The following is a 25,641-nucleotide window of genomic DNA, read 5'->3' as shown; positions in this document are numbered from 1 at the left end:
ACTACTACTACGTTTATATACAGTAAACCTGTAAACACCTGAAGACGACGTCATCGGAAGCACTGGAAACGCGTGAACTGCCGGTCAGCTTTTCCGAATAAGATCGTTTGCGGTCGGCTTTACCTCATAAGAATCATAAACTTGCAGTTTTCGCCGGGGACATGACTGTGTGGCACAATCGCGCTTCTTCCTGCGTCGCGCCGTCCAGACGGCGAGCGCCTCAATGGAACGACGCTTGCAACGCGAAACTCCGATCATCGCGCTGCAACGCCGTTCGCTGCGTCCGGCCAGTCTCGCTTTAAGCGTCGCACTGGACCGGGGCGCATCGTCTAATCCTTGCACGGCCGGTTCCGTGACGCCGTGTTCGTTCGTATTCGTTTCGCCTGAATGAACTACGCCCGTGGCGGGAGCGGGTCGTGAGCATGCGTGTCGTCCGCTGACGTTTTTCGCCCACCGCGCGGCCGGACGTGCCCCTCTGCCTGAAGCAACGAAGGAGAAGCCCACACGATGAATTCGGCATTTTCATTTCTGCCCGCCTGGCCGCTCGAACCCGACGCCATTCTCTGGGCCGGTCTCGCGCTCGTCACGGCGGGGCTCGCCGGAGAACTGCTATGGCGCGCGTGGCGTCTGCCGCGCATCACCGGCTATGCGGTGATCGGGCTGATCGCGGGCAATGCGGGCCTCGGCGTGATCGACGCGAGCGCGGGCGGTCTGTCGCGTCCGCTGCTCGACGTCGCGCTCGGGCTCCTGCTTTTCGAACTGGGCGGCCGGCTCGATTTGCGCTGGATCCGCCGCAATCCGTATCTGATTCTGTCGAGCATCGCGGAATCGACGCTCACGTTCGGTCTCGTGCTGATCGCGCTGATCCTGTTCCATGTGCCGACGATGCCGTCGGTGGTGATCGCCGCTATCGCGATGTCGACGTCGCCGGCCATGGTCATTCAGCTGAAAACCGAGCTGCGCGCGGAAGGCCAGGTGACGCAGCGCCTGATGACGCTGACCGCGTTGAACAGCATGTACGCGGTGATCGTCGAAAAGCTGGCGGCGGGCGTGCTGCATCAGGAGATTTACGGCAACGCATTCGCGACGATCCTTCAGCCGCTTTATCTGCTGATCGGGTCGCTCCTGCTGGCGTTTTTGCTGGCGCGCGGCTGCAATCTGCTTTATCGACGCCTGAACGCCAACGATGAGCATTCGTTCGTGGCGCTCTTCGGACTCGTGCTGCTCGCCATCGCCATCGCTCACCTCTTCAAGCTTTCGACGATCTTCGCGTTGCTCGCGGCCGGCATCATCGTGAAAAACGCGGACGAGCGGCCGCAGTTATGGCCATCGCACTTCGGTTCGGCGGGATGGCTGCTCACCGTCATTCTGTTTGCGCTCACGCTGACATCGTTTGCGTGGCGAGATATCGCGCTCGGCGGCGTCGCGGCGCTGGGCCTCGTGCTCGCGCGCTTCATCGGCAAGCTCGTCGGCGTGCTGATCTTCGCGAAGCCGAGCGGGCTCGAATGGAAGCAGGGCGTGGCGCTCGGCGTGGCGTTGACGCCGATGTCGGCGCTCGCGTATCTGCTCGTCGACGATATGTATGTGCTGTATCCCGATTACGATCCGACGCTGCGCGCCATCGTGATGTGCTCGATCGTGCTTCTGCAGATCGCGACGCCGTTCGTGGTGTACCGTAGTTTGTCGGCGGTGGGCGAGCGGCGCGAGTGAGCGCGTTCAAGCATCGCCCGGCCGGGAAAGCATTGATTCAACAAGAGGCGTCATGGCACTAGAACCCTTCATCAACTCGGAACCGTTCACGTTCGGCGTCGAGCTCGAAATCCAGGTCGTGAATACGCACGACTACGACCTGACCAAGGCCGCGTCCGACCTCATGCGTCTCATCAAGGACGAGAAGATTCCGGGCAATATCACGCCCGAAATCACCGAAAGCATGATCGAGCTCTCGACCGGCATCTGCACGACGCACGAACAAGCCGTGACGGACTTGCGCAAGATTCGCGATACGCTCGTGGCGGCGGCCGACCAGCTGAATGTCGGGCTGGCCGGCGGCGGCACGCATGCGTTCCAGCAATGGAGCGACCGCCAGATCTACGACGCGCCGCGCTTTCAGTACATCTCCGAGCTGTACGGCTATCTCGCGAAGCAGTTCACGGTGTTCGGTCAGCACGTGCATATCGGCTGCCCCGACCCGAACAGCGCGCTTTTCCTGCTGCATTCGATGTCGCGCTACATTCCGCACTTCATCGCGCTCTCGGCTTCTTCGCCGTATATCCAGGGCGTCGATACGGGCTTTCACTCGGCGCGGCTCAATTCGGTGTTCGCGTTTCCGCTGTCCGGCCGCGCGCCGTTCGTGCTGACGTGGGACAGCTTCGAGGAATACTTCTCGAAGATGGTCCACACGGGCGTGGTGAACAGCATGAAAGACTTCTACTGGGACATTCGCCCGAAGCCCGGCTTCGGCACCATCGAAGTCCGCGTGATGGATACGCCGCTTTCGGTCGATCGCGCGGCGGCCATCGCGTGTTATATCCAGACGCTCTCCCGCTATCTGCTGCTCGACAAGCCGCTCATGCCGCAGGAAGACGATTACCTCGTCTATACGTTCAACCGCTTCGAGGCATGCCGCTTCGGGATGGAAGGCACGTGCGTCCATCCGCAGACGGGCGAGCGGCGCACGGTCGCCGAAGACATTCTGGCGACGCTCGACGTGCTCGCGCCGCATGCGGAAGCGCTCGGATCGCAGGCCGCGCTCGCGCAGATCGCCGACATCGCGCGCGGCGGCGTCAACGATGCGACGTGGCTGCGCGGCGTATTCGACAAAGAAAAGTCGTTGCACGAAGCCGTGAGACAGCAATGTCTGCAATGGCGCGCGTAAGCGAAGCGCGTGAATGGCGTGATTCGAAATCCTTAAGGCACGCTTAAGACTTTTCGAGCATCGTGACGTATTGACGGTTCGCCCACATAGGCCGCTTGGAACATCTCCTAAGCGGCTTTATTGTTTTCCGTGTGTAGGGAATGCGTGCATGCCGCAGTGAGAATAAAATGCGCGCGCTAACGTTTGAGCGTAACCAAAGCACTTCCCTCAAGGTTTCCGTGTAGCGTCCGTATACATCAGGAAGGCTGTCGGTGAACGCGGAGTTAGTGCGGACAACACAGGATTCCTGTAGCGGTAAGAAACGTTACGGAGCGTTACGGGGCATGTAGCCGTTGGCAAAAAAGCAGGCACCATGACGGTAATTGGCAATGAACGGCAGTCCTTTTAGCTCGAGCGGCAGTCGGTTGGTGGTCCAGAGCGCAGTCTCAACGAAATACCGCGCTTTTCCACGGGTTATCCACAGTTTTGCGTGGATAATTAAGGTGTACGTTTGGTCTCAGTCGCTTAGAATGGCGACTTCGCTGATGGCGGGGTATAGTCGGCGAAAAAGCAGCGCCACGGCACCATACAAGAAGGCGCAAAACGAAGAGGGTGCAATGTCCCCATTCAGGCAAACCGAATTGGCTTGGTACGCCTGAATTTTGAGACGGCGGGGACCACAAACCGGGAGTCATCCCGAGAAACGGGGCAACCTGAATCGGGGCGGCTTTCGGGGCGAGGTGTTCGCTTATCAGCGAACGGGCTGTCGAAACCCATAAAGCGGAAAACAAGCGAAATATTATGAGTGAAGGCGTTTACGGAGAGCAGGCGACGGGGCGGGTGACCCACGGCCTGCTGCGGCTGAGCACGGCGATGCGCAGCCAGGCATGGGAATGGGCGGAAGGTGCGGGGCTGACGCCTACCCAGGGTGAAATTCTCGTGTTGCTGATGCAGCGCAAGGGGCCCATGCGCCTCGGCGAAATCGCACGCGAGACGGCGCTGACGGCCGCGACCACGAGCGATGCCGTGAGCACGCTCGAAGGCAAGGGGCTCGTCGAAAAGCGCCGCGCGCTGGACGACGGCCGCGCGCTGGCCGTGCGCCTGACGTCGCGCGGACGCACGGCGGCGAAGAAGGCGCTGCAATGGCCCGACTTCCTGTCGAAGGCGGTCGGCACGCTGCGCGAAGACGAGCAGGCGACGTTCTATCGCACGCTGCTCAAGACCATTCGCCAACTGGAAGCCCAGCAGCACATTCCGGCGCATCGCATGTGTCTCTCGTGCACGCACTTCGAGGTCAGCAAGAACCCGAAGAAGGTCCCGCACCATTGCGCGCTCCTGCAGATCGACATGGCGGACACCGATCTTCGTCTCGACTGTTCGGTATACGAAGAAGGCGATCTGAACACGCAGAAGAAGAGCTGGAAGGTATTCGCGCAGATCGCCTGAGTTCGGGCGCAGCGGCATTTGCGGCATTCCACGCTGTGAGGCGGCGGCCAGTCGGTTAGACTGTGCCCGTCGCGCCTCGCCGCGAGGCGCGGCTCGTCTCGTCATGTAGAGACGTTCCGAGCCACGCACGCCGATCCACGGAAAGCCGCCGATGAAACCTGAAGTCCTGGCCATTCGCCACGTTCATTTCGAAGACCTCGGCAGTCTGGAACTCGTCGTCGGCGACCGCGGCCATCTCGTGCGGTATCTCGATGTCGGGCGCGGGCGCATCGGCGCGCCCAATCCGCTTGATCCGTCGTTGCTCGTCGTGCTCGGCGGGCCTATCGGCGCGTATGAAGACGCGCAGTATCCGCATCTCGCTCCGCTTTTGTCGATGCTCGAAAAGCGCATCGCCGCGGGGCTTCCCACCATCGGCATCTGTCTCGGCTCGCAACTGATCGCGCGGGCGCTCGGCGCGCGCGTCTATTCATCGAATGATCTCGAACTCGGCTGGTCGCCGCTCACGCTGACCGAAGCAGGGCGCGCGTCGCCGTTGCGTCATCTCGAAGCGGACGGTCACGCAGTGCCCGTATTCCACTGGCACGGCGATACGTTCGATCTTCCCGACGGCGCGACGCTGCTCGCGTCCACCGAGCGATGCGCGCATCAGGCGTTTTCTTGGGGCGACCATGTGCTCGCGCTCCAGTGTCACGCCGAAGTGCTCGCGGATCGCTTCGAGAACTGGCTCGTCACCTATCCGGGCGATCTCGCCCGCAGCGGCACGACCGCCGCCGCCTTGCGTGAAGCCACCGCGCAGCATGGTCCCGCGCTGCAACGCGCCGCGCGCGCGATGTTCGGCGAATGGCTCGACCGCTTTCCGATCAACGCGCATCGAGACTGAGCCCGGCGCTGCACGAACAAAACGCCGGTGCTATTCTCGTTCGCTTCTTTCTTCGCGACGGGCTTAACACATGAGCGCGCTGTTCACTCCGGCCACGCTGCGCAGTCTGCAGTTGCCGAATCGCATTGTCGTTTCGCCGATGTGCCAGTACTCCGCCGAGCGCGGCGAAGCCACGGCGTGGCACATGATCCATCTCGGCCATCTGGCGCTCTCCGGCGCGGGCATGCTGTGCATCGAGGCGACGGCCGTGGAGCCCGACGGACGCATCACGCCGGGCGATCTCGGCCTCTGGGACGACGCGACCGAAGCGGCATTGCGTCCCGTGCTCGCCGCCATTCGCCAGCATTCGAAGATCGCGGTGACGATGCAGCTCGCGCACGCAGGCCGCAAGGCATCGAGCCAGAAGCCGTGGGAAGGCGGCCAACTCGTTTCCGTCGCGGATGGCGGCTGGATGACGCATGCGCCGTCCGCCATTGCTCACAAGCCGGGCGAAACACCGCCGCTCGCGCTGGACACCGCCGGCTTGCTGCGCGTGAAGGAAGCGTTTGCCGCGTCGGCGCGGCGTGCGGCACGGCTCGGCATCGACGCGCTCGAAGTTCACGCGGCGCACGGCTATCTGCTGCACCAGTTCCTGTCCCCGCTCGCCAATCAGCGCACGGACGAGTACGGCGGCTCGCGCGAGAACCGCATGCGCTATCCGCTCGAAATCTTCGATGCCGTGCGCGCCGCGTTTCCCGCCGACAAGCCGGTCGGCGTGCGCGTCTCGGCGACGGATTGGGTCGAAGGCGGATGGGATATCGAAGACACCATCGCGTTTGCCGCGCAACTGAAAGAGCGCGGTGTCGACTGGATCGACGTCTCCTCGGGCGGCGTATCGCCGCAACAGAAGATTCCGCTCGAGCCGGGCTATCAGGTTCCGTTCGCCAAGGCCGTGAAGGAAGCGACCGGCGTGAATACCATCGCCGTCGGTCTCATCACGGATGCGAAGCACGCGGAAGAGATCGTCGCGAGCGGGCAGGCCGATTTCGTCGCGATGGCGCGCGCCATGCTCTACGATCCGCGTTGGCCGTGGCACGCGGCGGCCGAACTAGGCGCGACCGTCAGCGCGCCGCCGCAGTACTGGCGCTCGCAGCCGCGCGAGCAGAAGCATCTGTTCGGCGACATCTCGTTCGGACAGCGTTGATGCCAAGCGGTTGAGATCGAAGCGCGCGGGAGTGTACGATACCGTGCTGACGGTCGAACGCGGCGCCTTCGAGGCCACCGCGTTTTTTTATTGCCACAGGCCAAAGCGCCCCACATAGATTCGATATTGAAGGACCATTCGATGAGTTCACGGAGGATCACCGTTCGCCGCTCGGGCGTGCATGGCAAGGGCGTGTTCGCCGCGAAGCCCATCGCGGCCGGCGAAGAGGTGATGGAGTACAAGGGCGAGCGCATTTCGTGGAAAGAGGCGCTGCGCCGGCATCCGCATAACCCGGACGAGCCGAACCACACGTTCTACTTCGCGCTGGAAGACGGGCGCGTGATAGACGGCAAGATCGACGGCAACAGCGCCAAGTACATCAACCATTCCTGCGCGCCGAATTGCGAGGCCGAAGAGATCGAAGGGCGTGTGTTCATTCGCGCGCTGCGCGATATCGAGCCGGATGAAGAGCTCAATTACGACTACGGGCTCGTGATCGAAGGGCGCATCACCAAGAAGCTCAAGAAGGAATACGAGTGCCGCTGCGGCGCGAAGAAGTGTCGTGGAACGATGCTCGCGCTGAAGCCGGAAAAGAAGTCGAAGAAAGAAAAGAAGTAAGCGGACCGCGCCGCCTAGTGCCGCGTGGAATCCGTCGCCGAAGCATGCGCTTTGACCGGCAGACGCACGATGAACCGCGCGCCGCCTTCCGGCGCATCCTCGTAATGCACGCTGCCGCCGTGCAGCGCGACGATGTCGTGCACGATGGCAAGCCCGAGGCCCGCGCCGCCTTCCACGCTTTGTCCGTCGCCACGGAAAAATCGCTTGAAGAGATCCGGCTGCTGGTCGCCCGGCACGCCCGGACCGTTGTCCTCGATCACCACTTCGCCGAAGCGCGCGCCGGTCGCGTCGCGCCATTCGCCGACCGTCAGCGTGATGCGCGCGCCGTCATAGCGTGAAGGCGGCACGTACTTGAGCGCGTTGTCGATCAAATTGGCGATCACTTCCCGCGCCAGCACGACATTGCCGCGCACGACGATCGGATGTTCGTTCTCGGGATCATCCGTGCGTTGAAAGCCGAGATCGACGCCGGCTGAAAGCGCCCGCGGCACCCATTCCGCGCCGGTTTCGAACGCCAGCGCGGCGAGATCGAAATCTGCGAAGCGCGCCGCCTGTTCGCCCGGTTCGGCGCGTGCCAGCGACAACAACTGATTCGACAGCCGCACGGCACGGTCCGCCGACGCGCGAAGTTCCTTCACCGCTTCGACTGCCTTCGCGGGATCGCGTGAACTGAGCGCCTGCTCTGCGTGCAGCTTCACGGCCGTCAGCGGCGTGCGCAACTGATGCGCGGCATCCGCGATGAACTTGCGCTGCGCATCCAGCGCCGCCTGCAAACGCACGAGCAGCGCGTTCATGGCGCTCGTGAGCGGACGGACTTCGCTCGGCACGTGCGATTCGTCGACCGGTTCAAGCGAGATGTGCGTCTGGCGATTGAGCGCGTCGGCCAGATCGGTGAGCGGGTTCAGCTGCTGGTTCACGACGCGCCACACGATCACCCAGCCGGCGAGCAGCAACAACAGCAGCGGCATCATGATCGCGACGAGAAACTCAACCGCGATGCGATACCGCGACCCCACGCGCTGCGCCACTTCGACGACGATCGGATTGCCGCGCGGTTGCGGCACGCGAACCTGCGCGGCGCGCACGCTGGTGCCCTGATAGTGCGTCTCGAAGACGTAGGCGTAGTGAATGCGCCGCACGGAAGTGCCCGTGAGCGGCAAGTCGGAATCGCCGGCGATTTCCTGATCGCCCGTGCTGATGCGATAGACGAGCTGCTCGATGGGATCGGAGAACATTGCCTGCGCGAGCGGCGGCACGGTGACGGGCGCATCGACGCCGGCAAGCTGGATCTGCTTGGAGATGGCCGTGGCGAGATCCGCGAGCGAGCGGTCCACCACATGCTGCGTGTACTGCCACGCGAGCCAGTACGCCATGAGCCCGCTCATCAGCGCGAGCAGGGACAGCGGCGCGGCGAGGCGGCGCAGCAGCGTGCGCCGCAGGCTCGGAGGCGCGGCAGGGTGAGCGGGCTTCGATCGCGCCAGATCGAGCCAGTCTTCGCGGGCGAAACGCTGATCGCCCGCGCGCCGGGTGGGAAGTCGCAAAGCGTTCTAGGGCAGAAGCGGCCGGTGCCTCACGCCGCCTGCCGGATCTCCTGAAGCAGATAGCCGAAACCGCGCACCGTGACGATTTCCACGCGCGTGTTCTCGAGCTTCTTGCGCACGCGATGCACGTAGACTTCGATCGCCGTATCGCCGAGATCGCCGCCGAAGTGCGTCAGATGATCCTGCAACTGCGCCTTGCTCACGACGCGGCCATGACGCAGCAGCAGCATTTCGAGCACCGCGAATTCGCGCGGCGAGAGTTCGAGCGGGCGCTCGTCGTTGAAGATGCGGCGATCCACGCCCGAAAGCCGCAAGCCGCCGAGCGTCACTTCGGGGCGCGGCACGTCGCCGTGCGGCCCGCTGCGGCGCATCACGGCGCGAATGCGGGCTTCCAGTTCCTGCGGCTCGAACGGCTTGAGCATGTAGTCGTCTGCGCCGCTGTTCAGGCCCTGCACGCGGTCGTGCAGTTCGTCGCGCGCGGTGAGGATGATGACCGGCGTGTGCCGGTTGCCCTGGCGAAAGCGCGAGAGCAGCGTCATGCCGTCGATGCCGGGCAGGCCCAGATCGAGAATGACGAGCTCGTGGCGGTTTTGCGCGAGCGCCTGCTCGGCGAAGATGCCGTCGTGAACCATGTCGACGGTGAAGCCGGATTGCTCCAGGCTGCTTTGAATGCCGCGCGCAATAGGGCGGTCGTCTTCAATCAGAAGGATTCGCATGAAGTCGCTCAGTACAATTGGGTTGCGCTCGAGCCGGGCGCCCAGGCCGGTGATTGACGACGCGGCGGCGCAGGTTCGAGCCGGATCAAAACCGTTACCTCTTATGCGGCGCCGCCGACGCCTCGTTCGCGCGAGCGGCTATACACCGAATGCCTGTCCCTGGACGTGGCTGTCTGCCACTCGGCGCACCGTCGAGCCGAATCGTCGTGGATGCGGCCGGTTGCCGTCTCTCAGCGGCACTGCGCTGTCCGTGGTGCGCTGCTGATTGTACAGCTTCAATATCGCGAGCCTCGTTGACGGCCGAACGCCCGTGGGCCGCGAAGTTGAACAAGTTTACGCCGACTTGAAAATCCGCCTACATGAATGAAAGATACGCTCCGCAGCGGCTTACGGTCTTTCTTTTTTTGCCTTGCAGAGCGCGTGCCGACGGGCGCGGACGGCATTGGATGCCTTTCGGCAATGTCATGGTTGGTAATACGCCCGTTACCTTGTTGGCTACCGTAAGCCGATATTCAGGTCGTGCGCGAACGGCGCGCTTCCTGCGTGGTTATGGCGGTTTCCCGCGGCCGATGCGCTAAAGTCGCATCTTCCCCCGTCTTCGCGCGCGCCGCCATGCTGGAACTGGACCATTTCGACCTCGCCCTGCTGGACGTCCTGCAACGCTTCGGGCGCGCGACGCATCAGCAGCTCGGCGAGCAGGTGCCGCTGTCGCCGTCGCAGATCGGACGGCGCTTGCAGCGGCTCGAAGCCATCGGCGTAATCGAGGGCTACCGCGTCATGTTGCGGCCCGAGAAGCTCGGTCTCGGCGTGACCGCGTTCACCAGCCTGAAGCTGAAGCATCACAGCGATTCGGTGATCGAGCAGTTCCAGCAGGAAATCGACACGCTGCCGGAAGTGCTCGAATGCCACGCGACCGTCGGCGATGCGGACTATCTGCTGCGCATCGTCGCGCCGGATCTGAACGCGCTTTCCGGCTTCGTCATGAAGAAGCTGATGCGCGTGCCGGGCGTCGACAGCGTGCGCTCGAACATCGTGCTCACGACGTTCAAGCGCAACGGCCCGCTGCCGCTCGCTCACCTGGCCGCGGACGCGTCCTGACCAGCGTTCAGCAGATCGACATACGCGAGCGGCACGAGATCCGCCGCGCCCACGCCGAGGCGCTCGAACATGGCGTGCGCTTCCGCTTCGCCGCCGGCTTCGTCGTCGTCCTGCCCGAGCAGCACTTCTAGTTCGACGAAATCGCCGAGACCGTCCACGCGATCCAGATGAATGCGCGTGCGCCCGACCAGAAACACATGCCGCTCTTTCGAGACGATGCCGCGCGTGGTGAGCGCCTGCGCCAGCAGCGCGTGCATGGCTTCGGGGTTCGTCACCGGGCTGCGCGAGTAGTAGGAGACTTTCGGGCCGTCGCGGTCGTCGCGCTGATAGAAGATCAGTTCGGACGGCGTGCCGTCGTCGAACTGGCGCAGCTTCAGGCGGCCGGTCGGCACGTCGTAGAAGAAGTCCTGTTGCCGGAACACGAGCGGCGCATCCGTGGCGAGCGCGGCAGCGCGTTCCCGCAGTTGGTCGAATTGATGCGCGCGTGCCTTGATTTCGATGTTGCGTGCCATGAACGAGGTCTCCGGTTGTCCTTCGGGTGAGGGCGCAACAGCGAGACTAGCAAAGAAATCGTGAAGCTTGGGTTACACGGACCACTGCGCATCGATCAGGCGCAGCGCCGCCGCGATGGCCGGTTCCTCGCGACGCTCGGCGAGCGCGACGAACGAAAGCTGCGTCGGCACGGTGACGCCTTCGACGATCGTGAGCGCGTGCGCATGCGCCTCCGCCAGCGCGATGGAGTCCCGCGCGAGCGACAATCCCACGCCCGATTTCACGAGATCGAGCATCGACGGCTCCTGATCCACTTCTGCGACGATCACCGGCGTCGCGCCCGCCTCGCGGAACACGCGCGACAGCAGCCGGTTATGCGCGGATTCCGGCGGCGTCCAGATCCACGGCAGCTTGGCGAGCGTCGCCCACGCGCGCTTGCCCTTGTTCACGCGGTTGTGCCAGCCGGCCGGCGCGAGCACGCGATACGAGAACGGCGTGAGCCGCACGACATGAAAACGCTCGCCGTCGCGCGAACCGTCTTTTGCCGGATCGCCGATGTAATAGCCGACGTCCAGCTCGCGCGAGCGCACGCGTTCCAGCACCCAGCCCGACATGCCGTGACGCAGCGCCGTTTCGATGCGCGGATGCGCTTCGACCAGTTGCCGCAAAAAGCCGCCGAGTCGCAGGAACTCGGGATCGAGAATAGTCCCGATACGCAGCGTTCCGCTGACGTCATGCCGCAGCGCAGCGGCCGCGCGCTGCACGTCGGCGGCGGCCGCGAGCGCGCGTTCGGCGTGCGGCAGCAGGGCTTCGCCATCGCGCGTCAACAAGAGACCGTGCGACGTCCGCGCGAACAGCACGACGCCCAGCGTTTCCTGCAGGTTTTTGATTTGCAGGCTGACCGCCGGCTGTGTGAGATGCAGTTGCGCCGCGGCGCGCGTGAGATTGCCTTCACGCGCCACGGTCAGAAAAGCGCGGAGCAGGGTGTAGTCCATCGGCTGATATTAGCGCGTCTTATATCGCTCTTGAACATATCTCATTGGATCGGCGGACGGCGACCGCAGTACGCTTGACGGCACCGATGTGTCGACACATCGGAAAGGGCGCAGACAAAAGAGACACGCAGACGCCCACGCCGAACAGGAGACAAGTCATGAAACAGAACGCCCGCAAGCTCGAAGGCGAATTCGACTACATCATCGTCGGCGCGGGCACGGCCGGATGCGTGCTTGCCAATCGCCTCACCGAAGACCCCGACGTGACCGTGCTGCTGCTCGAAGCGGGCGGCAAGGACGACTATCACTGGATCCACATTCCGGTCGGTTATCTGTATTGCATCGGCAATCCGCGCACGGACTGGCTGTACAAGACGCAAGCGGAACCCGGCCTCAACGGACGCGCGCTGTCGTATCCGCGCGGGCGCGTGCTCGGCGGATGCTCGTCGATCAACGGCATGATCTACATGCGCGGCCAGCGCGAAGACTACGACGAGTGGGCGCACATCACGGGCGATTCCAACTGGTCGTGGGATTCGGTGCTGCCCGTCTTCATGCGCAGCGAGGATCACCACGGCGGGGCGAATCCATGGCACGGCGTGGGCGGCGAATGGCGCGTCGAGAAGCAGCGGCTCAAGTGGAAGATCCTGGAGACGTTCGCGCAAGCCGCGCAGCAAAGCGGCATTCCCGCCACCGACGACTTCAATCGCGGCGACAACACAGGCGTCGGTTATTTCGATGTGAACCAGCGCGGCGGCATTCGCTGGAATGCGGCCAAAGCGTTCCTCCGCGAAGCGATGAAGCGGCCGAACCTCACGACGATCACCGGCGCGCACACGCAACGGCTCGTGTTCGAAGGCACGCGCTGCGTGGGCGTGGAATATCGCGGCGGCGATGTCGAGTACATCGCGAAGGCGCGCCGTGAGGTGGTGCTAAGCGCAGGCGCGGTGAACTCGCCGCAGATACTCGAACTCTCGGGCATCGGCAATGGCGCGCGCTTGCAGCGGCTCGGCATCGACGTGGTGCGCGATCTGCGCGGCGTCGGCGAGAACCTGCAGGACCACTTGCAGTTGCGCATGGCGTACAGGGTCAACGGCGTGCGCACGCTCAACACGCTTTCGGCGCGCTGGTGGGGCAAGCTTTTGATCGGCATGCAGTACGCGTTCATGCGCAGCGGTCCCATGTCGATGGCGCCTTCGCAACTCGGCGTGTTCGCCAAGTCCAATCCCTACGATGCGTCGATCAAGCGGCCCGATGTTCAGTATCACGTGCAGCCTTTGTCGCTAGAACGCTTCGGCGAGCCGCTGCATGCGTTCAATGCTTTTACGGCGTCGGTCTGCAATCTGCGGCCGACATCGCGCGGGAGCATTCATATCACGTCGCCGGATGCGCATACTCCGCCGCTCATCGCGCCGAACTATCTCTCGACCGACCGCGACCGCGAAGTGGCCGCGAACTCGCTGCGTCTCACGCGGCGCATCGTGAGCGCGCCGGCGTTGGCGCGCTATGCGCCGCAAGAGATTCTGCCGGGCGTGCAGTATCAAACAGAAGAAGAACTCGCGAAGGCGGCGGGCGATATCGGCACGACGATCTTTCATCCGGTCGGCACATGCCGCATGGGCATCGACAACGATCCGGGCGCGGTCGTCGACAGCCGCTTGCGCGTGCTAGGCGTGCAGGGTTTGCGCGTAGTGGATGCGTCGGTGATGCCGGTTATCACATCGGGCAACACCAATTCGCCGACGTTGATGATCGCCGAACGCGCGAGCGACATGATTCGCGAAGACCGACGCGCGGTGCGGTCGCAAGAAGTCATCGCGGCGGCGCTTGCGTAGCCACAAGCCGTCGCGGAGCACGCGTCATGCCTTGGACGCGTGCAGCGACGGGGCTTCGAGGCTTGCATGAGTCAGTGCAAATCCCTTAGTGCAAATCCCAATGATTGCGCTGCATCATTGGCGCGACAATGGCCCCGGATCACGTGATGCTCGCTGTTTGTCGCGCCTGCTTTCCTGCGGTGCGCAACCGGCTACGAAGCGAAGCGGCATCGTGACGGAGACACCGTCCGGTGCGCGCGACAGAAAAATAAAGCGCAGGCGAACACATCGTTCAGCGCCTCACTTCGCATGGAAGGGGACATGATTCTCGGCGACACCATTCTGGAAACGCGAGGGCTCACGAAAGAATTCAAAGGCTTCACGGCCGTGAATGACGTGAACCTGCGCGTGCGCCGCGGCTCGATCCACGCGCTGATCGGACCGAACGGCGCGGGCAAGACCACTTGCTTCAATCTGCTCACCAAATTTCTGGAACCGACCGCGGGCCAGATCGTCTTCAACGGCACCGACATCACGCGCGAGCGGCCGGCGCATATCGCGCGGCGCGGCATCATCCGCTCGTTTCAGATTTCCGCTGTGTTTCCGCATCTGACCGTGCTGCAGAACGTGCGTATCGGCTTGCAGCGGCAGCTCGGCACGTCGTTCCAGTTCTGGCGCAGCGAACGTTCGCTCGATGCCTTGAACGATCGCGCGATGGACCTGCTCACGCAAGTCGGCCTCACCGATTTCGCCGATGTGAAGACCGTCGAGCTTTCGTACGGCCGCAAGCGCGCGCTCGAAATCGCCACGACGCTTTCGATGGAACCCGAACTCATGCTGCTCGACGAACCGACGCAAGGCATGGGACACGAGGACGTGGATCGCGTGACCGCGCTCATCAAGAAGGTATCGGCGGGACGCACCATTCTCATGGTCGAGCACAACATGAACGTGATTGCCGGCATCTCCGACACCATTACCGTGCTTCAACGCGGCGAAGTGCTCGCGGAAGGCAGCTACGCGGAAGTATCGAAGAATCCGCTCGTGATGGAAGCCTACATGGGCAGCGCCGACGCGGCGCTCACTGGAGCGCACGCATGAGCACGATTACGGAAGAACGCCGCTCGCGCGAGGCGAACGGCGCGGCGGGGAATGCGCCGGCGCTGGAAATCGAAGGCTTGCAGGCGTGGTACGGGGAATCGCACATCCTGCATGGCGTGGACCTGAAGGTGAATCGCGGCGAAGTGGTCACGCTGCTCGGCCGCAACGGCGCGGGACGCACCACGACGCTTCGCGCGATCATGGGTCTCACCGGGCGGCGCACGGGCTCGATCCGCGTGGGCGGACGCGAGACCATCGGGCTGCCCACGCACAAGATCGCGCATTACGGGGTCGGCTATTGTCCGGAGGAGCGCGGCATTTTTTCGAGCCTGTCGTGCGAGGAGAACCTGCTTTTGCCGCCGCTCATTGGCGATCCGAAACAGGCCATGTCGCTCGACGAGTTGTATTCCATGTTCCCGAACCTCAACGAGCGGCGCGCGAGCCAGGGCACGCGTCTGTCGGGCGGCGAACAACAGATGCTCGCCGTCGCGCGAATCCTGCGCACGGGCGCGAACCTTCTGCTGCTCGATGAAATCTCCGAAGGCCTTGCGCCCGTCATCGTTCAGACACTCGCGCGCATGATCCTGATGCTGAAGTCGCGCGGCTACACGGTCGTGATGGTCGAGCAGAACTTCCGGTTCGCGGCGCCGCTCGCGGACCGCTTCTATGTGATGGAACACGGGAACATCGTCGAGCATTTCGGCGCGGGGGAACTCGAAGCGAAGATGCCGGTGCTGCACGAACTGCTCGGCGTGTGACACGACACGCATCGCGCATCGGCCGGTTATCACGGCGACAGGACAACACCAGTAACACCAGCAGCGCAGCAACAATCAAAAACTCATGGAGACTGGAATGAAAAAGAAGACCCTCGCGCGCCTCTCTACTCTTTGCTTTGCGGCTGCGGCGGCGAGTGTGACGCTCATGAGCAGCGGCGCGCAGGCTGCCGACGGCAATAGCGTCAAGATCGGCTTCGTCACCGACTTGTCGGGCCTCTATGCCGACATCGACGGACAAGGCGGGCTCGAAGCCATCCGCATGGCGATCGCGGACTTCGGCGGCAAGGTGAACGGCAAGCCCATCGAGCTCGTGTATGCGGATCATCAGAACAAGGCGGATATCGCGGCATCGCGCGCGCGTGAGTGGATCGACCGCGACGGCGTGAACGCGATCATCGGCGGCACCAATTCGGCCACCGCGCTCTCCACCGCGCAAGTCGCGGCGGAAAAGAAGACGCCGTACATCAACATCGGCGCGGGCGCGGACAACCTCACGAATGAACAGTGCTCGCCGTACACCGTGCACTACGCCTACGACACGATGGCGCTCGCCAAAGGCACCGGTTCCGCGGTGACGAAGCAGGGCGGCAAGACGTGGTACTTCCTGACCGCCGACTACGCGTTCGGCAAGGCGCTGGAAAAGAACACGTCGGATGTCGTGAAGGCGAACGGCGGACAGGTGCTCGGGACGGTGCGTCATCCGCTGTCGGCGTCGGACTTCTCGTCGTTCCTGTTGCAGGCGCAGGGATCGAAGGCGCAAGTCCTGGGTCTGGCGAACGCCGGCGGCGACACGATCAATTCGATCAAGGCCGCGAAGGAATTCGGCATCACCAAGTCGATGAAGATTGCCGCGCTGCTGATCTTCCTCTCGGATATTCACAGCCTGGGACTGGAGACGACGCAAGGTCTCGTCGCGACGGACAGCTGGTACTGGAACAAGGACGACAAGACGCGCGAGTGGGCGAAGCGCTACTTCGCGAAGATGAAGAAGATGCCGACGAGCCTGCAAGCCGCCGACTATTCCGCCGTCACGACGTACCTGAAGGCCGTGCAGGCCGCCGGCACGACGGACAGCGACAAGGTCATGGCGCAGATGAAGAAGGCGAAGATCGACGACTTCTACGCAAAGGGCTACGTTCGCGAGGACGGCGCGATGATTCACGACATGTACCTGATGGAAGTGAAGAAGCCGTCGGAATCGAAGGAACCGTGGGACTACTACAAGATCACGGCCACCATTCCGGGCGATCAGGCGTTCGGCACGAAGGCCGAGTCGCGCTGCGCGGCCTGGAAGTAAGTTTTTCGGCGACTGACGCCGCAAGCGGTCCCGCGCGACTGCTTGCGGCCATGCTTCGATCCAACCCTCGGCAGGTTCAATGGAAATATTCGGCATCCCGCTCGCCGCGATGATGAGCCAGTTGCTGCTCGGACTGGTGAACGGTTCGTTCTACGCGATCCTGAGTCTCGGGCTCGCGGTGATCTTCGGCTTGCTCAACGTCATCAACTTCGCGCACGGCGCGCTCTTCATGCTGGGCGCCATGCTCGCGTGGATGGGCTATTCGTACTTCAACGTCCCGTATTGGGCGATGCTGCTGCTCGCGCCGATCATCGTCGGCTTGCTGGGCGTGGTCATCGAGCGGTCCATGCTGCGCTGGCTGTACAAGCTGGACCATTTATACGGGCTCCTGCTGACTTTCGGCCTGACGCTCGTGATCGAAGGCGTGTTCCGTTCCATCTACGGTTCGTCGGGCCAGCCGTACGACGTGCCGTCGCTCCTGTCCGGCGCGACGAATCTCGGCTTCATGTTCCTGCCGAACTATCGCGCGTGGGTCGTGGTGGCGTCGCTCGTCGTGTGCTTCGCGACGTGGTTCGTCATCGAAAAGACGCGCATCGGCGCCTATCTGCGCGCGGGCACGGAGAACCCGAAGCTCGTCGAAGCGTTCGGCGTCAACGTGCCGCTGATGATCACGCTGACCTACGGCTTCGGCGTCGCGCTCGCGGCGTTCGCGGGCGTGCTGGCCGCGCCGGTCATTCAGGTGTCGCCGCTCATGGGCCAGTCGATGATCATCACCGTGTTCGCGGTCGTCGTGATCGGCGGCATGGGCTCGATCATGGGCTCGATTCTCACGGGTCTGCTGCTCGGCGTGATCGAAGGCTTCACGCGCGTGTTCTATCCGGAAGCGTCCGCGACGGTCGTCTTCGTCATCATGGCGCTGGTGCTGCTCGTGCGCCCGGCGGGACTCTTCGGCAAGGAAAAATGATGCAGAGAAAAGTGCTCTACGCGCTGTTGCTGGTCGCGTTGATCGCGGTGCCGTTCGCGGGCGTGTATCCGGTCTTCATGATGAAGGTGCTCTGCTTCGCGCTTTTCGCGGCGGCGTTCAACTTGCTGATCGGCTATACGGGCTTGCTGTCGTTCGGCCACGCGATGTTTCTGTCGAGCGCGGGCTATACGGCGGGCTATGCGATCCAGACGCTCGGCTTCACGCCCGAGCTCGGCATCGTGCTCGGCACGGCAGTCGCGACGCTGCTCGGCGTGATCGTCGGACTGCTCGCGATTCGGCGGCAAGGCATCTATTTCGCGATGGTCACGCTCGCGCTCGCGCAGATGGTCTACTTCGTGTTCCTGCAAGCGCCGTTCACGCACGGCGAGGACGGCCTGCAAGGCGTGCCGCGCGGCAAACTGTTCGGCGTCCTCGATTTGAGCAGCGACGTCACGCTCTATTACGTCGTGCTCGTGTTGATGCTGCTTGCCTTCGCGCTCATCGTGCGCATCGTGCATTCGCCGTTCGGGCAGGTGCTGATTGCGATCAAAGAGAACGAGCCGCGCGCGGTCTCGCTCGGTTACGACACCGCGCGTTACAAGCTGCTCGCGTTCGTGTTGTCGGCGGGGCTCGCGGGCCTCGCGGGCGCGACGAAGACGCTGGTGCTCGGCTTCGAAACGCTCGGCGATGCGTACTGGACGATGTCCGGCCTCGTCGTGCTGATGACGCTCGTCGGCGGCATGAGCACGATGTTCGGACCGTTGCTCGGCGCCGCGATCATCGTGGCGCTGGAAGACCGGCTCGGCGATATCGGCGCGGGCATCGCGAAGGTGACGGGCGTCGCGTGGTTCAACTCGCTCGGCGAATCGGTGACCATCGTGACGGGCATCATCTTCATTGCGTGCGTGCTGGCGTTCAGGCGCGGCATCGTGGGCGAAATCGTCGCGCGGGTGAGGCCGTTGCAGGGATAGGATTTAATTGGGTATCCGAAACGACTGTTATCAGCAAGCCGGTAGTTAACGGCGCGAGAAGCGCCCTTTTAAGGTGCTTGTATGCACCACTAGGGTAAATGCTAGGTTGTGGCGAAATGATACGGCCATTAATATCCGTCCTAGTTCTGAAGCACCCAGATTTTTGAGGTGGAGAACGAGGAGACATGAGGCACGAAGTGCCCGAGACGAAAGGCGCTGTTGGATGAGTCCAACGGCGCCTTTTTATTTTCCCGGCCTGTATTTCCATGCCGCGAATATGAATCGCCTGACGGATTCATTCTCGCCGCGCATCGAGCGCGATTCATCGGTCAGAGCATAGCCACTAAAACGTCTGCCGGATGTGGCCGAAACGCTTGATGCGCGGCGCTTGCATGGCTACACTGCATTTCCCGACTCTTCGGTCGGCGATTCGCATCAGATAATCCGCAGTAAAGAATCAGGCGTTACTTCTATTCGGACACACGATCGACGGGGTGGAAATCAATGAAGTGGGCATTACGCGGTAAGGCGGTCGCAATGGCCGTCGCGGGATTATCGGCGGTATTCAGCACTCAGGTTTTTGCAGACGTGAAAATAGGCGTGACGGTATCGGCCACGGGGCCGGCCGCATCGCTCGGCATTCCCGAAAAGAACACCATCGCGCTATTGCCGAAGGAAGTCGCGGGGCAGAAAGTGCAGTACATCGTTCTCGATGACGCCACCGATTCCACGCAAGCCGTCAAGAACGCGCGCAAGCTCACGAGCGAAGATCACGTCGACGCGCTGATCGGTTCCACGGTCGTTCCGAACTCGCTCGCGATGATCGACATCGCTGCCGACACCACCACGCCGATGATCTCGATGGCCGCGGCCGCGAGCATCGTCGAACCGATGGACAGCAAGCGCGCGTGGGTCTTCAAGACGCCGCAGAACGACATTCTCATGGCAACCGCCATCGCGCAGCACATGTCGAATCACGGCGTGAAGTCGGTGGCGTTCATCGGCTTCTCGGACGCGTACGGCGAGAGCTGGTTCAAGGAATTCTCGAAGGCGGCGGACCTCGCCAAGATCCGCGTCGTCGCGAATGAACGGTTCGCGCGCAACGACGCGTCCGTCACCGGCCAGGTGCTCAAGATGATGTCGCAGAACGCGGACGCGGTGCTGATCGCGGGCGCGGGCACGCCGGCCGCGCTGCCGCAGAAGACGCTGAAGGAGCGCGGCTACAAGGGCAAGATCTATCAAACGCACGGTGTCGCGAACAACGACTTCCTGCGCGTATGCGGCAAGGATTGCGAAGGAACGTTCCTGCCCGCTGGGCCGCTGCTCGTCGCCGAACAACTGCCGGACAGCAATCCCGTGAAGCAGGCCGCGCTGACCTACAAGAAGGCGTACGAAGGCGCGTATGGCGCGGGATCGGTGTCGACGTTCGGCGGCCACGCCTGGGACGCGGGCCTGATTTTGCAACACGCGATTCCCGTCGCGCTGAAGAAGGGGCAGCCGGGCACGCCCGCGTTTCGGGAAGCATTGCGCGCGGCGATCGAAGACACGAAGAATCTCGCGGCATCGCACGGCATTTTCAACATGAGCGCGAACGACCACTCCGGCCTCGATCAGCGGGCGCGGGTGATGGTCGAGATCGTCGGCGGCAAGTGGAAGCTCTCGGGCAACTGACCGTCGATATGTGAGTCGATCTGAACCAAGGCGCGTTTCAACGAACGCGCCTTTTTTTCGTTCCAAAGAAGAGGGCGCACAACTGCGCACGACAGCCTCATTGGTCAGGGAAAACGAGCCTAGGCATGCGCCGGGGTGGTCCATAGATTGGGGCGGCTGAATCGGCAGGGTTATCGATAACAACTCGCAGCAGCGCACCGCGGGGGTGCGCCACAAGCAAGATCGCGTTTGGAGACGAGCAATGAAAACGAAGAAAGCATGGGTCAAGAGCAGCATTGCGCTGGCAGTCGCCGGCAGCGCGATGCTCGGCGCGGGCGCAGTGTTCGCGCAAGTGAAGATCGGCGTGACGCTGTCGGCGACGGGGCCGGCCGCATCGCTCGGGATTCCCGAGAAAAACACCGTCGCGTTGTTGCCGAAGGAAATCGGCGGCAAGTCGGTCGAATACATCGTGCTCGACGACGGCACCGACACGAGCCGCGCCGTGCAGAACACGCGCAAGCTGATCGACGAAGATCACGTCGATGCGATCATCGGCTCGACGGTGACGCCGAATTCGCTCGCGATGATCGATCCGGCGTCGAGCGCCAAGACGCCGATGATCTCGATGGCCGCGTCCGCGTCGATCATCGCGCCGATGGACGCCAAGAAAGCGTGGGTCTTCAAGACGCCGCAAAACGACGCGCTGATGGCCGACGCGATCGCGAGTCACATGGAAAAGCACGGTGTGAAAACGGTGGGCTTCATCGGCTTCGCGGATGCATACGGCGACGGCTGGTACTCGGTCTTCAACGCGGCGGCGACTGCGCACAAGCTGAAGATCGTCACGAACGAGCGGTATAACCGCCCCGATACATCGGTGACCGGTCAGGTGCTGAAGACGATGGGCGCGAATCCCGATGCCGTGCTGATCGCGGGCGCGGGCACGCCGGCCGCGCTGCCGGCCAAGACGCTGAAGGAGCGCGGCTACAAGGGCAAGGTGTACCAGACGCACGGCGTCGCAAATAACGACTTCTTGCGCGTATGCGGCAAGGATTGCGAAGGCGAGATTCTGCCGGCCGGACCCGTGCTCGTGACCGAGCAATTGCCGGACAGCAATCCGGTGAAGAAGTCGTCGGCCGCGTACAAGAGCGCGTACGAGAAGGCGTACGGCGCGGGCTCGCTCTCGACCTTCGGCGGCCACGCCTGGGATGCCGGACAGATGCTCGCCCGCGCGATTCCCGAGGCGCTCAAGAAGGGTCAGCCGGGCACGCCCGAGTTCCGCGAGGCATTGCGCGCGGCGCTGGAGAACCTGAAGGACCTGCCGGTCTCGCACGGCATCATGAACACGACGCCGAACGACCACAACGGCTTCGACGATCGCGCGCGCGTGATGGTGCAGATCGTCGATGGCAAGTGGAAGCTCCTGAACGACTGACCGCGCAGGGTATTTTCAAGATAGAGAAGCGGCGCGCCGGTGGTGCGCCGCTTTTCCCATGTTCATCGGCCGATCACGGCCCTCACGTTTGAAGAAGCTCTGAAGAGGAAGTATGGACTTATCGATTGCGGCGATTCTCGCGCAAGACGGCATCACGACGGGCGCCATCTACGCGTTGCTTGCGCTCGCGCTGGTGCTGGTGTTTTCCGTGACTCGCGTCATCTTCATTCCGCAGGGCGAGTTCGTCGCCTATGGCGCGCTCACGCTGGCGGCGCTGCAAACGCAGAAGCTGCCCGCGACCTGCTTTCTGCTCATCGCGATGGGCGTGGGCTGCTTTATCGCGGAAGTCGCGGGTATCGTGCGGCACCCGGCGCGACATCATCGGATAGGGCGGCTCCTGGCCGTGCTCGCGGGCAAGTATTTGCTGTTCCCGATCGCGGTGTGGGCGCTGACGCAGGCGGTGTTCGCACAGACGCTGCCGATGCTCGCGCAGATCGCGCTGACGCTTTTGATCGTCGTGCCGATGGGACCGTTCGTGTACCGGCTGGCGTATGAGCCGATCGCGGAGGCGAGCACGCTGCTGCTGTTGATCGTCGCGGTGGCGGTGCACTTCGCGATGGTCGGGCTCGGGCTCGTCATGTTCGGCGCGGAAGGTTCGCGCACGACGGCGTTTTCCGACGCCAGCTTTAACCTCGGCAGCGTGTCGATATCGGGGCAGAGTCTGTGGGTCGTCGGCACGGCACTGGTGCTGATCGTCGCGTTGTACTTCTACTTCGACCGCTCGATTTCCGGCAAGGCGCTGCGCGCGACGTCGGTGAACCGGCTGGGCGCGCGGCTTGTCGGCATCGGCACGGCGCAGGCCGGGCGACTCGCGTTCACGCTCGCGGCGGGTCTCGGCGCGCTGTGCGGCGTGCTGGTCGCGCCGATCACGACCATCTACTACGACTCGGGCTTTCTGATCGGCCTGAAGGGCTTCGTCGGCGCAATCGTCGGCGGTCTCGTGAGCTATCCGCTGGCCGCGGCCGGCTCGTTGCTTGTCGGGCTGCTGGAGTCGTATTCGTCGTTCTGGGCGAGCGCCTACAAGGAGGTCATCGTCTTCACGCTCATCATTCCGGTGCTGCTATGGCGAAGCCTGGCCAGCCCGCATTCCGACGAAGACGAGGAGTAAGCCATGACCTTTCTCCATCGATATCGCTTCTTCTGGCTGTTCCTGCTCGTCGTCTTTGCGCTGCCGGTGCTGCCGGGGCCGGTCGCCGTGCCGGAATACTGGATCACGCTTCTGAACTACATCGGCCTGTATTCGATCGTCGCGATCGGGCTGGTGCTCCTGACCGGCATCGGCGGCATGACGAGCTTCGGACAGGCGGCGTTCGTGGGTGTCGGCGCCTACGCGACCGCGTTTCTGACGACGCGTTATGGCGTTTCGCCGTGGCTCGCGCTGATTGCAGGCGTCGTGCTGACGGCGTTTATCGCGCTGCTGCTCGGCCTCATTACGATGCGGCTCTCCGGGCACTTTCTGCCGCTCGGCACGATTGCGTGGGGGCTCTCGCTGTTCTATCTCTTCGGAAATATGGAACTGCTGGGCAAGTACGACGGCATCAACGGGATTCCGGTACTGAACCTGTTCGGCTGGCAGCTCGAATCGGGGCGCAGCATCTACTACCTGATCTGGGTCGTGGTGCTGCTCGCGGTCGTGTCTGTTCAGAATCTGCTTAATAGTCGGCCCGGCCGGGCGATTCGGGCGCTGCGCGGCGGCGGCATCATGGCCGAAGCGATGGGCGTGAACACGGCTTGGATGCGCGTCGTCATTTTCATCTATGCGGCGGTGCTCGCGGCTATCTCGGGCTTTCTCTATGCGCATTTGCAGCGCGCGGTGAATCCGACGCCGTTCGGCCTCAACCACGGCATCGAATTCCTGTTTATGGCGGTCGTCGGCGGGGTGTCGCATGTGTGGGGTGCGATTCTGGGAGCAACCATCCTCACCGTGCTGCAGGACTATCTCCAGACGCTGCTGCCGAAGCTCATCGGCGCGAACGGCAATTTCGAGATCATCGTGTTCGGAGTCGTGATGGTCCTGCTATTGCAATACGCGCGGCAGGGCGTGTGGCCGTTCGTGGCGCGTGTGTTTCCGAGAGGGCCGCGCGCCCACGTGCCGGAGCACGGCGAGCCTTTGCCGCAGCGCAGCAAACCGGCGGCGGGCGAGCCGCTGCTGGTCGTCGATACGGCGCGCAAACAGTTCGGTGGCCTCGTTGCCGTGAACGACGTGAGTTTCGATGTGAAAGCCGGCGAGATCGTCGGCCTGATCGGGCCGAACGGTGCAGGGAAGTCGACCACGTTCAATCTCGTCACGGGCGTGCTGCAGGCGACGAGCGGAGCGATTACGTTCCACGGCGAGCGCATCGACAAGCTGACGTCTCGGGAAATCGTGAAGCGTGGCATCGGACGGACGTTTCAGCACGTCAAGATGCTGCCCGGCATGACCGTGTTGGAAAACGTGGCGATCGGCGCGCATCTGCGCGGCAAGACTGGCGTCTGTCGCAGCGTCGTCCGACTCAATGCGGCTGAGGAGGCGCGGCTTATGTCCGAAGCGGCGAAGCAGATCGCGCGCGTCGGGCTGGAGAAGCATCTCTACGCCGAGGCGGGCAGTCTCGCGCTCGGTCAACAACGGATTCTTGAGATCGCGCGAGCGCTGTGCTGCGACCCGACGCTGCTGCTGCTGGACGAGCCGGCGGCCGGGCTTCGTTATCAGGAGAAGCAGCAACTGGCCGACTTGCTCCGAAAGCTGCGGTCGGAAGGCATGAGCATCTTGTTGGTGGAACACGACATGGACTTCGTGATGAACCTGACGGATCGGCTCGTCGTCATGGAGTTCGGTACCAAAATCGCCGAGGGCTTGCCAAAGGACGTGCAGGAGAATCCGGCAGTGCTCGAAGCTTATCTTGGCGGGGTGGAGTAATGGCTGGAACCATTCTTGAAGTCAGCGACTTGTCCGTGCGCTACGGCAAGGTCGAAGCCTTGCACAACGGGAAGCTGCAAGTAGCCGCCGGGCAGATCGTGTCGGTCATCGGACCGAACGGCGCGGGGAAGTCGACGCTGCTCAATGCCATCGTGGGCGCATTGCCACAGAGTGGCCACGCGAAGGGCGTGATCCGCTACATGGGCGATGACGTGTCGGCGCTGGCGATCGAGCGGCGCGTTTCACGTGGAATGTGCCTCGTGCCGGAAAAACGCGAGCTCTTTTCGACGATGACGGTCGAGGACAATCTTGTGCTCGGCGCATACCGCCGTAAGCGGGCGGGCGAGCACGAATATCTGGACCAACTGGGACACGTTTTCGAACTGTTTCCTCGGCTGAAGGAGCGGCGCAAACAGGCAGCGGGGACGCTCTCAGGCGGTGAGCGGCAGATGCTCGCTGTGGGCCGGGCTTTGATGGGGAAGCCGCGGCTTCTGATGCTGGACGAGCCGAGCCTCGGACTCGCGCCGTTGATCGTCAAGGAAATCTTCCATATCGTCAGCGCGCTAAAGCAAACGGGGGTCGCCACGCTTTTGATCGAGCAGAACGCCCGCGCCGCGTTGCAGATATCCGACTATGGATATGTGCTCGAAACCGGCGAGTTCGCCTTGGAGGGGGAGGCGGAAAGTCTGCGGCACAATCCGCAGGTTATCGAGACTTACCTAGGGCTGGCCAAAAAGGCGGCGTAACGCTTCAGTCAAGGCAACTTCTGATGGCGTGTTTCACGTGAAACACGCCATTTTTTTCGGCTGTACGTTCGGTGTCGAAAACGACTGCGCGCGATGCCTATA

General features: G+C 63.1%; 22 protein-coding genes. 18 read left to right on the top strand and 4 right to left on the bottom strand.

The features are described from left to right. Positions 1-507: 507 nt before the first annotated feature. From NCR34_RS00450 to NCR34_RS00425, 6 genes are all read left to right on the top strand, one after another. Positions 508-1,710, top strand: a complete 1,203-nt coding sequence (locus tag NCR34_RS00450) for a cation:proton antiporter (protein WP_250498867.1) — start codon at positions 508-510, stop codon at positions 1,708-1,710. Positions 1,711-1,762: 52 nt separating this feature from the next. Next, positions 1,763-2,878, top strand: coding sequence for a YbdK family carboxylate-amine ligase (locus tag NCR34_RS00445; RefSeq protein ID WP_175938712.1), 1,116 nt, complete (start codon positions 1,763-1,765; stop codon positions 2,876-2,878). Between the two features lie 780 nt (positions 2,879-3,658). Beyond that, the gene (locus NCR34_RS00440; RefSeq protein ID WP_175938710.1) at positions 3,659-4,303 is read left to right on the top strand and encodes a MarR family winged helix-turn-helix transcriptional regulator; all 645 of its coding nucleotides are present in this window, start codon (positions 3,659-3,661) and stop codon (positions 4,301-4,303) included. A gap of 151 nt (positions 4,304-4,454) precedes the next feature. After that, positions 4,455-5,183 (top strand): glutamine amidotransferase, encoded by a 729-nt coding sequence (locus tag NCR34_RS00435; RefSeq protein WP_250498866.1) that lies wholly within the window; start codon positions 4,455-4,457, stop codon positions 5,181-5,183. Positions 5,184-5,253: 70 nt separating this feature from the next. Then, on the top strand, positions 5,254-6,366 hold the full coding sequence (locus NCR34_RS00430) for an NADH:flavin oxidoreductase/NADH oxidase (RefSeq protein ID WP_206467267.1): 1,113 nt from the start codon (positions 5,254-5,256) through the stop codon (positions 6,364-6,366). Between the two features lie 141 nt (positions 6,367-6,507). After that, positions 6,508-6,984 (top strand): SET domain-containing protein, encoded by a 477-nt coding sequence (locus tag NCR34_RS00425; protein ID WP_248320761.1) that lies wholly within the window; start codon positions 6,508-6,510, stop codon positions 6,982-6,984. Positions 6,985-6,998: 14 nt separating this feature from the next. Here NCR34_RS00425 and NCR34_RS00420 read toward each other — a convergent pair whose 3' ends face one another. After that, positions 6,999-8,525 carry a sensor histidine kinase gene (locus NCR34_RS00420; RefSeq protein WP_248320760.1) on the bottom strand — a complete coding sequence of 509 codons (1,527 nt, stop codon included), beginning with the start codon at positions 8,523-8,525 and terminating at the stop codon, positions 6,999-7,001. 29 nt (positions 8,526-8,554) lie between these two features. Further along, the gene (locus NCR34_RS00415; RefSeq protein ID WP_035962098.1) at positions 8,555-9,241 is read right to left on the bottom strand and encodes a response regulator transcription factor; all 687 of its coding nucleotides are present in this window, start codon (positions 9,239-9,241) and stop codon (positions 8,555-8,557) included. Between the two features lie 612 nt (positions 9,242-9,853). Here NCR34_RS00415 and NCR34_RS00410 point away from each other — a divergent pair. Then, a complete protein-coding gene (locus NCR34_RS00410) occupies positions 9,854-10,339 on the top strand; it encodes an Lrp/AsnC family transcriptional regulator (protein WP_175938702.1) in 486 nt (161 codons plus the stop codon). Here NCR34_RS00410 and NCR34_RS00405 read toward each other — a convergent pair. Both NCR34_RS00405 and NCR34_RS00400 read right to left on the bottom strand, forming a co-directional pair. Continuing rightward, the gene (locus NCR34_RS00405; protein ID WP_244847546.1) at positions 10,315-10,851 is read right to left on the bottom strand and encodes a class IV adenylate cyclase; all 537 of its coding nucleotides are present in this window, start codon (positions 10,849-10,851) and stop codon (positions 10,315-10,317) included. The genes NCR34_RS00410 and NCR34_RS00405 overlap by 25 nt on opposite strands. Before the next feature lie 72 nt (positions 10,852-10,923). Then, on the bottom strand, positions 10,924-11,826 hold the full coding sequence (locus tag NCR34_RS00400; RefSeq protein WP_248320759.1) for a LysR family transcriptional regulator: 903 nt from the start codon (positions 11,824-11,826) through the stop codon (positions 10,924-10,926). Positions 11,827-11,984: 158 nt separating this feature from the next. Here NCR34_RS00400 and NCR34_RS00395 point away from each other — a divergent pair, with 158 nt between their 5' ends. The 11 genes from NCR34_RS00395 (at position 11,985) to NCR34_RS00345 (ending at position 25,539) form a co-directional block, all read left to right on the top strand. Further along, positions 11,985-13,661 (top strand): GMC family oxidoreductase, encoded by a 1,677-nt coding sequence (locus NCR34_RS00395; RefSeq protein WP_250498865.1) that lies wholly within the window; start codon positions 11,985-11,987, stop codon positions 13,659-13,661. 300 nt (positions 13,662-13,961) lie between these two features. After that, positions 13,962-14,741, top strand: a complete 780-nt coding sequence (locus NCR34_RS00390; RefSeq protein WP_175938694.1) for an ABC transporter ATP-binding protein — start codon at positions 13,962-13,964, stop codon at positions 14,739-14,741. After that, entirely contained in the window at positions 14,738-15,499 is a 762-nt protein-coding gene (locus NCR34_RS00385; protein ID WP_250498863.1) for an ABC transporter ATP-binding protein, read from the top strand. Before NCR34_RS00390 ends, NCR34_RS00385 begins: the two co-directional genes overlap by 4 nt. Positions 15,500-15,596: 97 nt before the next feature. Further along, entirely contained in the window at positions 15,597-16,817 is a 1,221-nt protein-coding gene (locus tag NCR34_RS00380) for an ABC transporter substrate-binding protein (RefSeq protein WP_248320756.1), read from the top strand. Between the two features lie 79 nt (positions 16,818-16,896). Next, a complete protein-coding gene (locus NCR34_RS00375) occupies positions 16,897-17,781 on the top strand; it encodes a branched-chain amino acid ABC transporter permease (protein WP_175938688.1) in 885 nt (294 codons plus the stop codon). Next, the gene (locus tag NCR34_RS00370) at positions 17,781-18,752 is read left to right on the top strand and encodes a branched-chain amino acid ABC transporter permease (protein ID WP_175940556.1); all 972 of its coding nucleotides are present in this window, start codon (positions 17,781-17,783) and stop codon (positions 18,750-18,752) included. The genes NCR34_RS00375 and NCR34_RS00370 overlap by 1 nt, the downstream gene beginning before the upstream one ends. A gap of 504 nt (positions 18,753-19,256) precedes the next feature. Next, entirely contained in the window at positions 19,257-20,423 is a 1,167-nt protein-coding gene (locus NCR34_RS00365; RefSeq protein ID WP_250498861.1) for an ABC transporter substrate-binding protein, read from the top strand. 241 nt (positions 20,424-20,664) lie between these two features. Beyond that, entirely contained in the window at positions 20,665-21,837 is a 1,173-nt protein-coding gene (locus NCR34_RS00360) for an ABC transporter substrate-binding protein (RefSeq protein WP_250498860.1), read from the top strand. Between the two features lie 112 nt (positions 21,838-21,949). Next, positions 21,950-23,005, top strand: a complete 1,056-nt coding sequence (locus NCR34_RS00355; protein WP_250498859.1) for a branched-chain amino acid ABC transporter permease — start codon at positions 21,950-21,952, stop codon at positions 23,003-23,005. 3 nt (positions 23,006-23,008) lie between these two features. Then, complete coding sequence (locus NCR34_RS00350) at positions 23,009-24,793, top strand: branched-chain amino acid ABC transporter ATP-binding protein/permease (RefSeq protein WP_250498858.1); 1,785 nt, start codon at positions 23,009-23,011, stop codon at positions 24,791-24,793. Then, a complete protein-coding gene (locus NCR34_RS00345; RefSeq protein WP_250498856.1) occupies positions 24,793-25,539 on the top strand; it encodes an ABC transporter ATP-binding protein in 747 nt (248 codons plus the stop codon). Before NCR34_RS00350 ends, NCR34_RS00345 begins: the two co-directional genes overlap by 1 nt. Positions 25,540-25,641 lie beyond the last annotated feature (102 nt).

The organism is Caballeronia sp. GAWG1-5s-s, assembly GCF_023631445.1.
In the GTDB taxonomy this organism is placed as follows: Bacteria; Pseudomonadota; Gammaproteobacteria; order Burkholderiales; family Burkholderiaceae; genus Caballeronia.
The sequence above is the reverse complement of the archived record's forward strand: the minus strand, read 5'-3'. Positions and strand labels throughout refer to the sequence as shown.

Coding starts and splice junctions, on each gene's coding strand:
- NCR34_RS00360 (WP_250498860.1), top strand. CDS start 20,665: ATGAAAACGAAGAAAGCATGGGTCAAGAGCAGCATTGCGCTGGCAGTC.
- NCR34_RS00405 (WP_244847546.1), bottom strand. CDS start 10,851: ATGGCACGCAACATCGAAATCAAGGCACGCGCGCATCAATTCGACCAA.
- NCR34_RS00375 (WP_175938688.1), top strand. CDS start 16,897: ATGGAAATATTCGGCATCCCGCTCGCCGCGATGATGAGCCAGTTGCTG.
- NCR34_RS00440 (WP_175938710.1), top strand. CDS start 3,659: ATGAGTGAAGGCGTTTACGGAGAGCAGGCGACGGGGCGGGTGACCCAC.
- NCR34_RS00415 (WP_035962098.1), bottom strand. CDS start 9,241: ATGCGAATCCTTCTGATTGAAGACGACCGCCCTATTGCGCGCGGCATT.
- NCR34_RS00425 (WP_248320761.1), top strand. CDS start 6,508: ATGAGTTCACGGAGGATCACCGTTCGCCGCTCGGGCGTGCATGGCAAG.
- NCR34_RS00390 (WP_175938694.1), top strand. CDS start 13,962: ATGATTCTCGGCGACACCATTCTGGAAACGCGAGGGCTCACGAAAGAA.
- NCR34_RS00435 (WP_250498866.1), top strand. CDS start 4,455: ATGAAACCTGAAGTCCTGGCCATTCGCCACGTTCATTTCGAAGACCTC.
- NCR34_RS00400 (WP_248320759.1), bottom strand. CDS start 11,826: ATGGACTACACCCTGCTCCGCGCTTTTCTGACCGTGGCGCGTGAAGGC.
- NCR34_RS00430 (WP_206467267.1), top strand. CDS start 5,254: ATGAGCGCGCTGTTCACTCCGGCCACGCTGCGCAGTCTGCAGTTGCCG.
- NCR34_RS00385 (WP_250498863.1), top strand. CDS start 14,738: ATGAGCACGATTACGGAAGAACGCCGCTCGCGCGAGGCGAACGGCGCG.
- NCR34_RS00380 (WP_248320756.1), top strand. CDS start 15,597: ATGAAAAAGAAGACCCTCGCGCGCCTCTCTACTCTTTGCTTTGCGGCT.
- NCR34_RS00410 (WP_175938702.1), top strand. CDS start 9,854: ATGCTGGAACTGGACCATTTCGACCTCGCCCTGCTGGACGTCCTGCAA.
- NCR34_RS00345 (WP_250498856.1), top strand. CDS start 24,793: ATGGCTGGAACCATTCTTGAAGTCAGCGACTTGTCCGTGCGCTACGGC.
- NCR34_RS00370 (WP_175940556.1), top strand. CDS start 17,781: ATGCAGAGAAAAGTGCTCTACGCGCTGTTGCTGGTCGCGTTGATCGCG.
- NCR34_RS00355 (WP_250498859.1), top strand. CDS start 21,950: ATGGACTTATCGATTGCGGCGATTCTCGCGCAAGACGGCATCACGACG.
- NCR34_RS00365 (WP_250498861.1), top strand. CDS start 19,257: ATGAAGTGGGCATTACGCGGTAAGGCGGTCGCAATGGCCGTCGCGGGA.
- NCR34_RS00350 (WP_250498858.1), top strand. CDS start 23,009: ATGACCTTTCTCCATCGATATCGCTTCTTCTGGCTGTTCCTGCTCGTC.
- NCR34_RS00450 (WP_250498867.1), top strand. CDS start 508: ATGAATTCGGCATTTTCATTTCTGCCCGCCTGGCCGCTCGAACCCGAC.
- NCR34_RS00395 (WP_250498865.1), top strand. CDS start 11,985: ATGAAACAGAACGCCCGCAAGCTCGAAGGCGAATTCGACTACATCATC.
- NCR34_RS00445 (WP_175938712.1), top strand. CDS start 1,763: ATGGCACTAGAACCCTTCATCAACTCGGAACCGTTCACGTTCGGCGTC.